This is a genomic window from Prochlorococcus sp. MIT 1306 (genome assembly GCF_047304515.1).
Classification (GTDB): Bacteria; Cyanobacteriota; Cyanobacteriia; order PCC-6307; family Cyanobiaceae; genus Prochlorococcus; species Prochlorococcus marinus_D.
Window position 1 is genome coordinate 2,505,654 of record NZ_CP138959.1, and the last position, 14,716, is coordinate 2,520,369.

Consider the following 14,716-nt stretch of genomic DNA (forward strand, 5'->3'; position numbering starts at 1 on the left):
CACTCATGCTCCATGCATCTGGCCCAGCCCTCATTGCGATTGCTTGAGCCCAATTCTTGTTAATCGATTATCACAGATGTTGTTAAGCTAGAATACTAAGAGCGCCTACGATGGTCTTCTGTTCGATGATACGTTCGCTGTTCTTGTTGCAACTGATTCTCACTTCTCTGCCTGTGGATGCTAGGCCTGAGCTTCGAGTCGAGGAGAGTAAAGAAAACTCAACTGAGATCACGAGAGACACTGAGATGATTAATATAGGACGAGATATTGGTTGGATAGATGCAACTTGTTCCTGGTTTGGATGGGGTCATCTTAGTCTTGAGAATACCAAGACAAGTATTTCGGTGATCACAGAAGAAATCGAAAAAGAGCATGGGGCTGATATGTATGCATGGGTTATTGAGCGAACTGCAAAGAGATATCCACAATGTAAATTTGGGCTGCCAAGTCTGTGATTATTGGCTGGTCTTTATGTTTACCAAAAATGTAGTTATTACTGCCTTGTAGCAGGAATGATGATGCCTTTGTTCCTGCATTATTCAGTATCATGATCTTGGGTTCGCCGCCAACGTTAAGGCTTTGATGAATTTGCCTCTACTTCGGAGGTGTTGATGAATGATCCTATGCGGTGATGTTCTAACTGATCTTGGAAGGCTTGCATTTCGATTTGCGCATGAGGAGGCCAATGGTGAAGAGGAGCGTGGATTGATTGTTATCTTTGGCTTCTTAAGGATTGTCAGGAGCAGATTCCATGCTTCTAGCTTGTAATCCAAGGCTCTGATTTGTAGGCTTAAGAAATAGTCCAGAGAACCATTGACCTCACAGTGATGTCTGATGCCATCAGTGCCATAGATGATCAGCTTTCGCAGCGCTTTATTGCGCTTGATCCAAGTGGCTATTTCTTGATACGGGTGGATGCTTCAGCTGCAGAGCTGGTCGTGGAGCATTACCTGAACGATGTTGATGAACTGGGCCGAGCCATCGACCCTGTGACTGGTGAGGTCCTTGCTTGTCGTGGAGGCACACTCTCCCCGGCGACTGTATACAGGGGAAGAACTGCCAAGCAGCTAGGGATTCAGCTCACAGAAGGGCAGGGTCCATATCCCTTGAGCAAGCTTGATCATGCTCTTTATTTGGGGCGGGAACTGCAACGCGCTGAGAGCTGTCTTCTCAGCGGTACGCCTTATGTTCAAGATTGAGCTTTGAGGTTCAATTCAGACAGGTTGCAAAGTTTTTTGGGGGCTGGGCTCCTCTGGTGGAATTGATTCAAGTTGTTCGCGAATCTCTCGCTGCACAATTGATCGGTATTCCATGAAATGTTCGTTGTGGGCCAGTACAACTAAGAACTGTTCAAGCATGGCTGGATTGTTTCGTGCCATGCCCAGCATGTAGCGCCAGAAACGGCTGCGGGTGTTGCGTTTGAGGCCTTGTCTCCAGATGACAATGGCTAGAGCGCGAAGATCGATCCAGCTGGGTAATGTTGCTGTCCCTTGCCAACGAGGAGCTCCCATTTTTAGGTAGTAGGAGTAGACGCGATCCATATAGGCGTTGGGCTCATAAAGAGCACAGAAGGCCTCGACGTATTCGTTGGCGATGTCTCGGATGGGTCTGGTGGGCTGGAAGTTCAGCAGATTGGTTTGATTGACTCCTTTGGCAGCATCCTTGTCCTCAATCAGGCGACCCTCTTTCTCTAGTCGATGCCATAGGGCTGTGTTTGGCAAGGCCTGGAGCATTCCCATCATTGCGGCGGGGATGCCAGTGCGGGTTACGAAATCAACAATCCGAGCTCCTGCTCCATCTTTTTCACCATCAAATCCGATGATGAAGCCTGCCATCACTCGGATCCCATTTGCGGTGATCTTGTCGACAGCTTCATCGAGAGGATGACGTGTGTTTTGAATTTTTCTAGCTGTTTCTAGACTGGCCTCATCAGGTGTTTCAATCCCCAAGAAAACACTTTCGAAACGCGCTTCGTGCATCATTCGCATCATCTCATCGTCATCGGCGAGATCTACAGAAGCTTCAGTAGCGAAACTAAAGGGATAGCCTTTTTCTTCCTGCCATTGTCGAATGGCTGGTAGTAACAACTTGGCATTGCGTTTATTGCCGATGAAGTTGTCATCCACAAGAAAGATCGAGCGTCGCCAGCCCAAGTCGTAAATCGACTGAAGCTCGGCAATTAATTGCTCTGGTGTTTTCGTACGTGGTTTGCGCCCATACAGCACGATGATGTCGCAGAACTCGCAATTGAATGGACAACCCCTTGAGAACTGAACGGACATGGAGTCGTAGGCATCCAGCTCTAGAAGGTCGAAGCGGGGGATGGGAGTTGAGGTCACATCCGGCTTGTCCCCTTCAGCACTGAAGCGGCCGCTGGTATCACCGCGTTGAATGGCCTCTACAAACATTGGCAGGGTGATCTCTCCTTCATCCAGCACCTTGAAATCTGCTAGACCGATTTCAGGAGCTTCTGGCGTAGAGCTGGCGAATGGACCTCCCACAGCAACCGAAAGACCACGTCGTTTGGCCTCAGCGATTTGCCGCTGCATGTCGTCTTTTTGAACGATCATCCCGGAGATCACAACAAGCTCGGCCCATTGCCACTCGGCTTCGCTGAGTTCTCGGACGTTGAGATCAACGAGCTTCATCTCCCATTCTTGAGGCAGCAGGGCTGCCACGGTGACTAGTCCGAGAGGTGGAAGTAGCACCTTGCGGTTCACCAGCTCGAGGATCTTCTCGTAGCTCCAGAATGTTTTGGGGAACTTTGGGTAGATAAAGAGAGTGCGCATGCAGATCTATGCGACAGAGAAGAGATGGGGAAGGTCGACTCGGGGCTGAAACCTCTCCGAGTGTTGGATAGGGAATTGCTGAAACCTTAGGCGCTTTGAGGAAGTGCCGGCCCGATTTCTGATCTAATGGTGTTCACCTGATTTGTTGCACATGGGCGTCGTTTTTTATTTGGTGTTCGTCGCAGTTGGTTTGGTGGCGGCATTCGCACTAACCAAGGTTCTTAAAGGCATCAAGCTGATCTGACCTCCTCTAGGACGGTTCTGCCTTTTTGCCAGAACCCCCAGAGGGCTAGGCCAAGTCCGATTCCACCTGCGGTGGCGAAGGTCGTGGATAAGCCCGTTGAAATCACCATCTGAGCGGCAAGAAGGCCACTTAGCCCTCCTCCCCCAAGGAAGGCGATTTGACTTAGCCCTGCCATGCGCCCACGCAAGACCTGAGGGGACCCCACTTGGGTGATCATGTTGCAGCTGCTCAATAGGCCTGCAGTCCCAGCTCCAATCAGCAGGGTCATTGTGAGGCTGAATGCTAGTGGCGTGTTTTCAGTTTGAGCCATTCCCAATTGGGCGATGGCAGTGATGAGAGCGAACCCACTCAGAGTCAGAAATGGGCGTCTACAGAATCGGTGGCTATTGCGTTGTAGTACCACCCCTCCAGCAATGCTCCCTGCTGCAAGCACGCTGGTGAACACTCCAAGATCTCTTGGATCTGAACCTAATACCTGGTCGGCAATTAGAGGGGCTAGACCAGGGTGGAAAAAACCTACCAAGCAGAGTGTTGCGGTGAAGCCCAGCACATGTCGAAGCGAAGAGCCGCTGTTGTGCCATGCATAGAGCATTGTTGATTGCTTACCAGGAACGCTGCGTTGTTCTTGGCTGCGGTTTGGATCTAGTAACCAGAGGAGACTGGCGATCGGTAGTAAGTAACTTGCGGCATCAATGCTGAGAGCAGCAGCAGGTCCTGTGATAACCAGCAACCATCCTCCTATGGGCGGCCCAAGGAGTTTGCCGACGTTGAACACAACCGCAAAACTAGAGAGATAGGGGGCCAGTTGATTGGGCTCGTCGATCAATAGGGCGCAGTATTTATTGCGGGCAGTGAGTTCGTAAGCACTCGCTATCCCGACAAGCAACGTGCTGGTTAATAGCATTGTCACTAGCGCGGTTCCTGTCATCAGAGGAATGGCCAGTGCTCCCAGTAACGCAGCTGCTAAAAGGGCCCACTGGGCTTGCACAAGAACCCGTTCACAGCCGAATCGGTCTGTGCAGGTACCGGCTGCTCCACTGACCAGCAGGGTTGGCAGGGAAAGGGCGGCGAAGTGGGCGGCAAGCAACATTGGATTGTTGGTGCCGTCCATGAGGATCCAGCCTTTTGCAGTCATTCCAGCGAACGAGCCTGCTGTACTGATGCCAGAGGCTGTCAGAAAGATGTTGCGTTGATGGGCTCGCAAACAGGGGAATGGACTCACTTAGACGTCTGGGCTGTGACCGCCATGGCGTTGGTGTCTACCAGCTGGCCGGTGAGGTCATAGACATCAGAGCCGGTAATGAAGACAGGAACCATCGTTCCTGGACTGGCCTGCAGACCTTTCTCACTAGGCAGTACCAACACCTCGCCATCGACCTCCGGAGCGAAACGATCGCAGCGGCCAATCATCGCTCCGGTTTCGGGGTTGTGCTGCTCGATCAGTACATCGATGGTGCGTCCAACCCATCGTTGGTTCCTTTCCGCTGAGATGGGTTGCTGAAGCGCCATCAATCGATCCTTGCGGGCTGCGGCGATTGACGGGTCTACCCTGTCTGGCAGATCGGCTGCGGCGGTTCCATCTTCTGGAGAAAAGGTGAACACGCCAACGTGATCAAAACGCTGCCGTTCGATGAAGGCGGCGAGGTGATTGAAGTGATCTTCAGTTTCCCCGGGGAAGCCGACGATGAGAGTGGTACGCAGGACTGCGTCTGGTAGCTGCTCACGAATCCGATCCAATAGCCGTTCGTTCACATCCGTTTGCCAGGGACGGTTCATAGCCCGTAGCACCTCTGGATGGCTGTGCTGCAGTGGAAGGTCGAGATAGCGAAGCACATTTGGTACCTCCCGATAGGCCGCCAGCACCTCTGGAGTGAGGCCAGTGGGGTAGGCGTAATGCACCCTCACCCAGGGGATGTCTACCTCCCCCAGCGCCTGTAGCAGCTCTGCAAATTTGGGCTTGCCATAGAGGTCAAGGCCATAGTTGGTTGTGATTTGGCTGATCAGGATTAGTTCCTGCACCCCCTGCTCAGCCAGCTGGTGCGCCTCTGCCACAATCGACTCCACCGGTCGGCTGCGCTGGTCGCCACGCAGCTTTGGGATGATGCAGAAGGCACAGCGGTAATCACATCCCTCAGCAACTTTCAGATAAGCCACAGCCTGATCAGTGGTTCGCTGCCGGGGGAGAGTCTCATCGCCAACAAACGTGGGGAATGCGCTGACACGGTTCACCCGTTCACCCGCTTCTACTCGCTTCAGCACATCCACGATGTGCTGATAGTCACCAGTTCCGACGATTGCTTTTGCCTCCGGGATTGACTCGAGCAGTTCCTCCTGAAAATGCTGTGCAAGGCATCCGGCGATGATCAGTTCCTTGCCCTGTTCTGCTAGTCCAATCAACGTCCGCACCGATTCCTCCCGCGCGTCCTGGATGAAGCTGCAGGTGTTGACCACCACGACGGCGGCATCGTTTTCATCGCTGCTGACGCTATAGCCCGCTTCTGTAAGCAGTCCCAGCATGTGCTCGGTGTCAACGCGATTTTTCTCACAGCCCAAATGGGCAAAGGCCACCGATGGTTTTTCTTGTTTGTGGGCTGTGGGCTTCATTGGTATGTCGGATCGCAACGCAGGCTTGGTCATGGAAAGGGTTGATTTCTGAGCTGCCTAGGCAGTTCCTGCTAGGCGCCACCCTAAAGAGAGGCTGGCTTCTTCCAGGGCTGCCACAATTCTTAGATCTGTGTAGCCGAAATGGGTTCGTCTCGCCTCACTAGCCGCCGCCGTCAGGATCAGGGGTTGAAGTGGCCTCGGATTGCGATGGCGGTGCTTGCCACCGTTGGGTTGATCGATACAGGTTCAATCACTCTGAATCGCTGGGGATGGATTGGATCTCTCACTTGTCCTGGGGGAAATGAAGGTTGCGACAAAGTTCTCAATAGCGCCTGGGGAACGCTTTTTCAGGGAGATGGCGTATCGATTCCACTTTCATTGCTGGGCTTTTTGGCCTACCTCGCCATTTTGGTGATGGCTGTGCTGCCCTTGTTGCCAGGGCTTTCAGAGAACCGGGCAGACCTGTCCCGTCGCACATGGTGGGGGTTGTTTGCCTTCTCTTGCGGTATGGCCGTGTTCAGCCTGATTTTGATCGGGTTGATGGTGTTCAAGATCGATGCGTTTTGTTTCTTCTGTGTTCTTTCTGCTGCCCTATCCATATGCATGTTGGTCTTGTCGTTGATTGGAGGAGGTTGGGATGACCCTGGAAAGTTGATTTTTCGGGGAGTTCTGCTTGCCTTGGCAGTGTTGCTCGGAGGTTTGATTTGGTCTTCGGTTGTTGATCCGAGCCGTCCTGGCGTTGGTGTAGGGGGGCCAGGGGTCCCCCCAGTTGTGAAGACGAGGAGTACGCCATCTGCGCTGGCTTTGGCTGAACATCTCAAAGAGACTGGTGCAGTGTTCTATAGCGCTTATTGGTGTCCTCATTGCCACGAGCAGAAGGAGATGTTTGGTGAAGAGGGCGCCGCGCAACTGCAGGTCGTTGAGTGTGCGTTAGATGGTCAGAACAGCCAAAGAGATCTGTGTGAACGCAAAGGGATTGATGCCTTCCCTACCTGGGAAATTAACGGGGAGCTCGAATCCGGCGTGAAACCGCTCAATAAGCTTGCTGATCTGAGTGGCTATCAGGGCGGGAGGCAGTTCTGAAGCAGTTCTGAAGCAGCCCAGTTAGGACCTCACTGGCCGTGTGGAGAGGTCTTCTCCTCGTTTTTGGCGTGAGTGGCGTTTCCACTGAGGCATTGCTGCAGGGGCATCAGTTCTGAAATGTCCGCCGCGACTTTCGCGGCGGAACAAACAGGCTTCAAGCAGTAAGGAGCTGGTCAACTGGCGATGGTTGAGGTCAAGTAGCAAGTTGAGGTCCCTTCTGGTCGTGTCATCGAGGCGATGGCAAATTTCTTGAGGCTGATGGCTTACCAGCTTGAGCAAAGGCTGTTCACCAATGTGCTGTAGATCCTTACGGATGCTCGCGAGACTTTGTTTCATTCCCTTTGCTGAGCGATCTACACCCGCCTTTCGCCAGCAAAGCTCTCGAAGATCTGCGATGGCGCGAGTTAGAGACTCGGCACTTTCAGTTCCATGGAGTTGCTGACAGCAAGGCTCGGGGGAAGAATCTCTTTGATGAACACCCAAACGAGGCAAAGAGCCCAGTTCGATTGTGGCCATTTGTCTGGCAAATACCATGCATTCCATCAGTGAGTTGCCAGCGAGTCGGTTGGCTCCATGCACTCCGGTGCAGGCGACTTCCCCAATCGCATAGAGCCCTGGAAGATTGGTTGCGGCTTGAAGGTTGGTGGCGATTCCTCCCATCCAGTAGTGAGCTGCTGGGGCTACCGGGATCGGTTGGTTGAGTGGATCTAAACCTAATTCCCGACAGCGTTCCAGGATGGTGGGGAAACGGACCTCGGCCTGCCCTGAAGGGATGGGTGTGAGATCTAGGCCAAGATGCTGGACCCCTTGGTGATGCATGGTTTGGATGAGGGACCGGCTGACTTGGTCGCGGGGAGCAAGATCACCAGCGCTCAATTCCTTTACAGGACTTTGCCCCTGGGCATCAACCAGTACGGCACCTTCGCCTCTGACTGCTTCTGAAATCAGAAAGCATGGAGCTCCTTCCAGTTTCAGAGCTGTGGGATGAAACTGCACGAATTCAAGATCCTCGATCGTGGCGCCTGCTTGCCAGGCAAGGGCTAAGCCTTCTCCGCAGGCCTGAGCCGGATTGGTGGTGTTTGCGAACAGATGGCCACCCCCACCAGTTGCCAGGACTACGGCTCTGGCTGAAAGCCAATGGAGCAGCGTTCCGTCGAGAACTTGTACCCCGTAGCAGCGATTGTGCTCAATCCAAAGCTGGGTGGCGCGTACCCCTCGCCGGTGCAAGAGGTTGGGGCGCCGTTCCACTTGCTCTTGCAGTGCTTCAACCAAGGCGCGGCCCGTTTGGTCCTGAACATGCAGCACTCTTCGATGGCTATGGGCTGCCTCCAAGGTGGTGGCTAGCGCATCACCTTCCCGGTCAAAGGCCATCCCAAGCTTTTGGAGACGTTGAACGCAGTGGGGAGCTTCTTCTACAAGTTGTCTGACAGCGTCAGCATCACAGAGTCCTGCGCCTGCTTTGAGAGTGTCTTCTGCATGACTCTCGGCGCTGTCTTTAGGTCTTGTTACTGCGGCGATGCCACCTTGTGCCCAGCGGCTGGAGGAGTGGCGGCTGGTGTTGCGGTTCAGCAAAAGCACCTTCAGCTGAGCAGGCAGCTCAAGGCAGGTCATCAGTCCTGCTGCCCCTGCGCCGATCACAACGACATCCCAGGGACCGTTAGGAATGGGCGTGGATGGGTTAGAGAGACTCATGAAACCTACAAAAAAGCCGCCGGATGGACCGACGGCTTGCGGTTTAGCTGATTGTTGAGTGAGGAATCGGTTATCTGTACTGACCGTCGTTGATCCGATCGAAACCTTCATTCACAGCAACTTCTTGGTCTGTGACAGTGAAGTTGTCTTTGTACTTGTCGAAAACAGATTTTTGTGAGGCATCCAGAACTGATGAGGCATCACTCACGCTGGAATAAGGACCGCCGACAACAATTTTCCCGGCGATGGTTGGGAACATGCCGGGGAACTGCCTAAAGGCTCGTACTGATGAGTTGTTTAAGTCCACCTTGTCGCCTCTATCTCCGAGTTTGTCGTCAGAGACATTGGCGTAGGCGGACTGGGGAAATATCAGGGCCATTAGCAGGCCTGTCATCACCAGAACCCCAGTAAGCAAGGACAACAGGCGCTTCATCAAATACTCCGCAGTGGATCGGAACAGGTCTTCCGGCTATGCCGGTCTACCAACTTTACAAGTTTGGACAGGAACTTAACCCAGGACTGTGATCAGCTTTTGCAGTTCGTTTCAGATCAAGCCGCTCAGCCCTGGGTTGATTAGGGCTGCAATCAGGAAAAGTCCATCGATTATTACCGTTGTCACTAGTACTGCACTGGCTACAGCCCATGTGCTGCGAAATTCTGAAGCCAGACGGGTTTTTTGTTGCATAGCTTGCGCCAGCAGCACGATCAGCGTTGCTGCACAGACCAGAGCGATAAGGGGTAGGGGATGAAGAAGCTGCTGAGCAGTTTCGTGAAGCAACCTTGGTGCTTGCTGTAGTGGAGCCATCACCACAACAGGCCATTGATTCATGACGCCGGTCATGACCATCATCAGATCCGTGCAGGCCGTTCCAAGCAGGGAGGCCAAATAGAAACCTGAACTCAATCTCCAACGGCTCGAAAGCCCCAACAGGGCAATAGGCAGCACTAGAGATTCAACGGGTAAGTGCCACAAGGGCTGTGTTCTGAGCCATCCCCAGTAGAGGCATCCCGCGAGCCAGCTGCCGCTAACCCCTACCAAAAGCTCGCCAGCCACCGCCCATCCCCGTTGGCCGATGAGGGCAAGAGGAATGCCAAGAGCTAGCAGGAACAGTGTGAATAAGCAGGCTGATAATGGATTCAGGCGTACCCAGGGGGCCTGCACAAAAACAGGCAGCACCACCAGGGCACCTGCCCAAAGTTGCAATTGCTGAAGGTCTGAAAGATTGGCGTCGAAATTCTTTTCAGATGTTTGCGATTCGACAGCCTTTCTCAGGGGTTGGTTCCGTACAAATGTGCTGCTGTCGGGCTGTTTTTTTTTGATTAAGCCGCTGGACAAAGCACCCCCTCACTATGCAGTCAAGACATTGAACCTTATAAGACTCTCTGGAATTACGCTGCTTTTGGCATTGGATCCATGGGGGCAATAGCCTCCATGGGTCCCCTGTTTTCCTCGATGATTCTCCTGGCTTCGACCTCTGAACTGCTGGCCGCTTGTTGGAGGAACTTGGTGCTGGGAGTGGTGCAAGGCCTTACGGAGTTTTTGCCGATTAGCAGCACAGCTCATTTGAAGGTGGTTCCCATGCTGGTTGGTTGGGGTGACCCCGGCGTCTCTGCGACAGCCGTGATCCAACTAGGCAGCATCTTGGCGGTGATCGCTTATTTCAAGAGGGATCTTGCTGAGGTCCTTAAGAGCATCGCTTTAGCGTTTAAGCATGGTCAGTGGCGTGAACCGAAGGCTCGTCTCGGTCTTGCGATTGCTATAGGGACGATGCCGATTCTGTTGGCGGGTATGGCGATCAAGCTTTTCTGGCCTGGTTACGAGGCCTCTTCAATTCGCAGTCTGCCTTCAATCGCAGTGGTTTCGATTGTGATGGCTTTGCTGCTGGCATTGGCTGAGCGCATCGGTCCGCGGCTGAAGCAAATGCATCTAGTCAAGGGGCGTGATGGCTTTGTAGTGGGCTTAGCTCAGGCGCTGGCCTTAATTCCGGGTGTGTCGCGCTCGGGTAGCACTCTGACGGCCTCGCTATTTGATGGCTGGCAGCGTCAAGACGCTGCTCGCTTCTCTTTTTTACTTGGTATCCCGGCGATCACTCTGGCCGGTCTGGTTGAACTCAAAGATGCCTTTGCTGAGCTCTCTTTGGAAGGAGTTTTGCCGCTGCTTGTTGGAATCGTTTCTGCGGCGTTCGTGTCATGGTTGGCGATTGATTGGTTGCTCAAATACCTTCAAAGGCACAGCACTTGGATCTTCGTGGCCTATCGCTTGTTGTTTGGGGTGTTAGTGCTCGCCTGGTGGCTGAGCGACACATCAAACTAAAACAAACCGCCCTCCTCATTTGTGTGGAATGAGCCCTCCGCTGGTGTTGCGGTGTCAGCATTGGACCCTGAATCTGCGGCGGGCCAACCCCGACCTGCAGTGGTTGCATCGGTTGAACAGGGATCGATCGGAGAGCAATTGGGCTTTGAGCCCGGCGATCAACTTTTAAGTGTTAATGGGGTGCGACCAAGGGATCTGATTGATTATCGCTACCTCATCGTTGAGGAGGAGCTTCATCTCGAAGTCAGGGATGCAACCGGGGCATTCCATCAAGTGGATCTTGAGAAAGACTCTGATGATGGTTTGGGTTTGGCTTTTACAGAAGCCTTATTTGATGGGCTTCGCCAGTGCAACAACCACTGTCCTTTCTGCTTCATTGATCAGCAGCCACTTGGCCGGCGCAACAGCCTCTATCTCAAGGACGATGATTATCGCCTCAGTTTTCTCTATGGGTCTTATCTGACTCTTACCAATCTTAAAGAGGCAGATTGGCAAAGGATCGAGGCACAGCGCCTTTCACCTCTTTTTGTTTCTGTCCATGCAACTGAGCCATCCTTGAGGGCTCAGTTACTCAAAAACCCCCGCGCGGGACTTCTGCTTGAGCAGTTGGAGTGGTTCAGTGAGCGCGATCTTCAGGTCCATGCCCAGGTGGTGGTTTGCCCTGGCTTGAATGACGGTTTGGCTCTAGATCGCACCCTGCGTGAGCTTGCTGATTTTGGAACGGGTGATTGGCCTGCTGTGCTTTCAGTGGCGGTGGTGCCGGTGGGATTGACCCGTTTTCGTCCAGCAGAAGATGGATTGTTGCCTGTTGGTTCTGCTTGTGCAAGGCGTGTGATTAGCCAGGTGGAGCTTCTTCAGGATCAGTTTCAGGCTGTTATGGAAACCCGTTTCGCGTGGCTTTCGGATGAGTGGTATCTGATTGCAGGTGCGCCTCTTCCCCCTCGCAGTACCTACGAGGATCTCCCACAACAAGAAAATGGCGTTGGCAGTATTCGCTCCTTTTTGGAAGCTCTGGACCAGGCCACGGTTATTCTTCCCAAGCGATTAAGGCAGCCCAGGCGCTGCAGTTGGGTGGTAGGTCGCTTGGTCGAACAGGCTCTTGGTCCTGCTTGTGAACGACTCAATGCGGTTGAAGATTTGGCAGTTGAGTTACATGGGCTGCCGAGTCCTTATTGGGGGCAGGATCAGGTTGTAACCGGTTTGCTCACTGGTCATGACTTGCTTGAGGGATTGAAGGCTCTTGATCTTGGCGATCAGTTACTCCTGCCTTCAGTGATGCTGCGTCAGGGTGAGCTTGTTTTCCTAGATGACATGACTCTTGAACAGCTAAGTGAGGCGCTGCAGATCTCGATACGTATCGTGCATGGGGCGGCTGACATCGTGGCCGCTGCGATGGGAGATGGCCAGGAAATTCATTAAGCTCCCCGCAGTTTTCAAATTGCTGTGCGTCTGATTACCGCAAGACTGTGTCTCCTTGCAGGCGTATTGGCTCAAGGGTGCACTGGTGTTCGAGCTCAACATTCGCTTGAGGTTCAACAGCATGGCAGCACTGATCAAGAACCTGCCTCGCTAGAGGCTGATAGCTCAGCTTTAATCGATCAGTCGACGCTTCCTAGCGCCATTGAGCTCAAGGGATCTCGCCCCAGGGTTGACCCTTCCGTAGTGAAGCCTGCAGCAACTAGTTTGCCTGAGCCGCTTTCTTCGCTTGGGGCCACGCCAAGTCTTGCGCTTCCAAATAAAACTTCAGAGGTGAGGATTAGGGAGCTTCGCCCTCTCAGCTTGTCTGAAGTAGAGCAATTAGCTGAAGTCAATAGTCCCAGCCTCAAATCTGCAGCTAGTGCTGTCGAGCAAGCAAAATCAAACCTTTTAGCTGCTCTTTCAGCCTGGTATCCAACTTTAAGTCTTAACTCTCGTCTTAGTTTCGCAGGGGATGAGGGGCGCAGCAACTCTGAGAATTATCAGCAAATCACTGAGGAATATACTTTTAGGGAGGAATGGATTACAAATTTTGATGCCACTTTGAACTGGAATCTTATTGATCCTGCAAGAGTTCCTCAAATTGCATCAGCTAGAGATAGCTTTGAAAAGCAGAGAGATGCTTACCTGATTGCACTTCGCGACTTACGTTTAAATGCCGCAGATCTTTATTTTAGATTGCAGCGAGCTGATGAAGGTGTGGGCATTGGTCAAAATGCTGTTCGTGCTTCTCTCGTGAGTTTGCGTGATGCTCAGTCACGCCTGCAGGCAGGGGTCGCGACCAAGCTTGAAGTGCTCGAGGCGGAAACTCAGCTTGCTAGAGATACTCAGTCTTTGACTCTTGCTCTGGCTCAACAGAATACGTCACGCAGAACTCTTGCTCAATTGTTAGACTTGCCGCAAGATGTAACTCCTACAGCGGCTGATCCTGTTCAAATTATTGGTATCTGGCAACCCTCGCTTGAGGAGAGCATTGTTGCAGCTTATGCCTTTCGTGAGGAACTTGATAGCTTAATACTTGACATCTCTATTAATAATAGTAATGCCAATGCTGCTCTTGCGGCAGTGCAGCCAGTCATTAATCTCACTAACACTTATCAAGCCATTCGAAGAGAGGGTCAAGCTGGCGTAACTATTGATAACTCTGTCGACTGGACTCAGCATTCATGGACGTCTGCCAACACAGTTGGCTTGGGCTTCACCTGGAATATTTTTGATGGAGGGAAAGCATGGGCTCAATATCGCCAGAACAAACAGAAGGCTCAGCAAAGTGAGTTTGAATTCGCAGCAAAGCGTGATCAGGTTCGCCTAGAAGTTGAGCAAAGTTTTTTTAATCTTCGTGCCTCTAACCAAGATATCAAGACAACGAGTATTGGAGTTTTATCTTCAAGAGAATCACTCCGATTGGCGCGTTTGAGATTCCAGGCAGGAGTGACAACGCAAAGAGAGGTTGTCAATAATCAGCGTGATCTTAAACAGGCCAAGACTCTCTATGCAGATGCAATGCTGAAATACAATCAAAGCATGATCCAGCTTAGTCGCCGTACAGGTCTGGATCAGATTGCGGCTTGTGATTCCTTAGAGCTTTCCAATAAGAAGCCGAAAGATGATCTCTTTGACTCGGCCGAAGTTCCTATCAAACCTTCTCCGCTCAATCCAGCCTGCAAGGCTTCCATCCTGCAAGCTGAGTGATGAGTAGTGGGCCTTTGCCTGAATCTCTTGGTTCTTTGCAACTGAGCGCAGTTCATCAACTCCTTGATCGAGTTGCAGATCGTCAACGTCAAGACTTTGGCAATATCGTTTCCGATTTCAAGCCTGACGGTTCCTTGATTACTTCTTGTGATCGTTGGAGTGATGCAGCCATCGTCGCTGGTCTTGCTCAGATTGCGGAACAGGAGGGTGTGTTGAGTGAGGAGGGTTCCAAATGCGTTCCTGATTCACCGGCTTATTGGGTGGTTGATCCTTTGGACGGCACTACGAATTTTGCAGCCGGTATACCTTATTGGGCTATTTCCATGGCTCGCTTTGTGGGAGGAAGACCAGTGGAGGCTTTTCTGGATGTTCCTTCCCTTAATCAGAGAATTGTGGCTATTCGAGGTGAGGGTGTTTGGCGTAATGGCAAGCGGCTGACGAATGAAACGCGTTCGACTGGGAGTGCCTGTGTCTCCCTTTGTAGTCGTTCCATTCGGGTCCTGCAGCGCAGGGCTGATCAACCGTTCCCCGGTAAAATTCGACTCCTCGGTGTGGCCAGCCTTAATCTGGTGAGTGTGGCCATGGGGCAAACTGTTGCTGCTTTGGAAGCCACGCCGAAGATCTGGGACCTTGCTGCGGCTTGGTTAGTCCTCAATGAGCTCAATTGCCCCATTCAATGGTTGGCTGCAGATCCTGCTCAGCTGCATCCCGGGCAAGACTTGACTACTGCTGACTTTCCTGTTTTAGCGACTGGTTCCCCTGCAGAAATGCAGCGTTTGCGCTCTTGGGGAGAGGCTTTGCTGCATGGCTGAGTCAGGTCAG

General features: G+C 52.5%; 14 protein-coding genes. 8 read left to right on the forward strand and 6 right to left on the reverse strand.

What is annotated here, in order from left to right; all coding sequences use genetic code 11:
- Positions 1–143: 143 nt before the first annotated feature.
- Both SIB74_RS12390 and SIB74_RS12395 read left to right on the forward strand, forming a co-directional pair.
- The gene (locus SIB74_RS12390) at positions 144–455 is read left to right on the forward strand and encodes a penicillin amidase (protein WP_413681756.1); all 312 of its coding nucleotides are present in this window, start codon (positions 144–146) and stop codon (positions 453–455) included.
- Between the two features lie 372 nt (positions 456–827).
- Positions 828–1,199 carry a DUF4346 domain-containing protein gene (locus SIB74_RS12395; protein WP_063395100.1) on the forward strand — a complete coding sequence of 124 codons (372 nt, stop codon included), beginning with the start codon at positions 828–830 and terminating at the stop codon, positions 1,197–1,199.
- Between the two features lie 15 nt (positions 1,200–1,214).
- Here SIB74_RS12395 and SIB74_RS12400 read toward each other — a convergent pair whose 3' ends face one another.
- On the reverse strand, positions 1,215–2,789 hold the full coding sequence (locus tag SIB74_RS12400) for a B12-binding domain-containing radical SAM protein (RefSeq protein ID WP_063395099.1): 1,575 nt from the start codon (positions 2,787–2,789) through the stop codon (positions 1,215–1,217).
- 151 nt (positions 2,790–2,940) lie between these two features.
- Here SIB74_RS12400 and SIB74_RS12405 point away from each other — a divergent pair, with 151 nt between their 5' ends.
- Positions 2,941–3,033: a cytochrome b6 gene (locus SIB74_RS12405; RefSeq protein ID WP_041384239.1), complete on the forward strand. Its 93-nt coding sequence runs from the start codon at positions 2,941–2,943 to the stop codon at positions 3,031–3,033.
- Here the strand turns inward: SIB74_RS12405 and SIB74_RS12410 are convergent.
- Both SIB74_RS12410 and rimO read right to left on the reverse strand, forming a co-directional pair.
- Positions 3,020–4,255, reverse strand: a complete 1,236-nt coding sequence (locus SIB74_RS12410; RefSeq protein ID WP_063395098.1) for an MFS transporter — start codon at positions 4,253–4,255, stop codon at positions 3,020–3,022. The genes SIB74_RS12405 and SIB74_RS12410 overlap by 14 nt on opposite strands.
- A complete protein-coding gene (gene rimO, locus SIB74_RS12415) occupies positions 4,252–5,670 on the reverse strand; it encodes a 30S ribosomal protein S12 methylthiotransferase RimO (RefSeq protein WP_063395097.1) in 1,419 nt (472 codons plus the stop codon). Before rimO ends, SIB74_RS12410 begins: the two co-directional genes overlap by 4 nt.
- A 108-nt stretch (positions 5,671–5,778) precedes the next feature.
- Here rimO and SIB74_RS12420 point away from each other — a divergent pair, with 108 nt between their 5' ends.
- A complete protein-coding gene (locus tag SIB74_RS12420) occupies positions 5,779–6,720 on the forward strand; it encodes a vitamin K epoxide reductase family protein (RefSeq protein ID WP_063395096.1) in 942 nt (313 codons plus the stop codon).
- Between the two features lie 21 nt (positions 6,721–6,741).
- Here SIB74_RS12420 and nadB read toward each other — a convergent pair whose 3' ends face one another.
- The 3 genes from nadB to SIB74_RS12435 form a co-directional block, all read right to left on the reverse strand.
- Positions 6,742–8,412 (reverse strand): L-aspartate oxidase, encoded by a 1,671-nt coding sequence (gene nadB, locus SIB74_RS12425; RefSeq protein ID WP_063395095.1) that lies wholly within the window; start codon positions 8,410–8,412, stop codon positions 6,742–6,744.
- Positions 8,413–8,482: 70 nt separating this feature from the next.
- Positions 8,483–8,845 (reverse strand): photosystem II complex extrinsic protein PsbU, encoded by a 363-nt coding sequence (psbU, locus tag SIB74_RS12430; protein WP_063395094.1) that lies wholly within the window; start codon positions 8,843–8,845, stop codon positions 8,483–8,485.
- A 111-nt stretch (positions 8,846–8,956) separates the two neighbouring features.
- Positions 8,957–9,748, reverse strand: coding sequence for a DUF3120 domain-containing protein (locus SIB74_RS12435; protein ID WP_063395093.1), 792 nt, complete (start codon positions 9,746–9,748; stop codon positions 8,957–8,959).
- A gap of 96 nt (positions 9,749–9,844) precedes the next feature.
- Between SIB74_RS12435 and SIB74_RS12440 the strand changes: the two genes are divergently transcribed.
- The 4 genes from SIB74_RS12440 to SIB74_RS12455 are packed head-to-tail and all read left to right on the forward strand — an operon-like array spanning position 9,845 to position 14,706.
- Positions 9,845–10,726: an undecaprenyl-diphosphate phosphatase gene (locus SIB74_RS12440; protein ID WP_156486028.1), complete on the forward strand. Its 882-nt coding sequence runs from the start codon at positions 9,845–9,847 to the stop codon at positions 10,724–10,726.
- Between the two features lie 21 nt (positions 10,727–10,747).
- On the forward strand, positions 10,748–12,145 hold the full coding sequence (locus tag SIB74_RS12445) for a TIGR03279 family radical SAM protein (RefSeq protein WP_063395092.1): 1,398 nt from the start codon (positions 10,748–10,750) through the stop codon (positions 12,143–12,145).
- Between the two features lie 24 nt (positions 12,146–12,169).
- Entirely contained in the window at positions 12,170–13,894 is a 1,725-nt protein-coding gene (locus SIB74_RS12450) for a TolC family protein (protein ID WP_063395091.1), read from the forward strand.
- Positions 13,894–14,706 carry an inositol monophosphatase family protein gene (locus tag SIB74_RS12455; protein ID WP_063395090.1) on the forward strand — a complete coding sequence of 271 codons (813 nt, stop codon included), beginning with the start codon at positions 13,894–13,896 and terminating at the stop codon, positions 14,704–14,706. The genes SIB74_RS12450 and SIB74_RS12455 overlap by 1 nt, the downstream gene beginning before the upstream one ends.
- Positions 14,707–14,716: the final 10 nt, after the last annotated feature.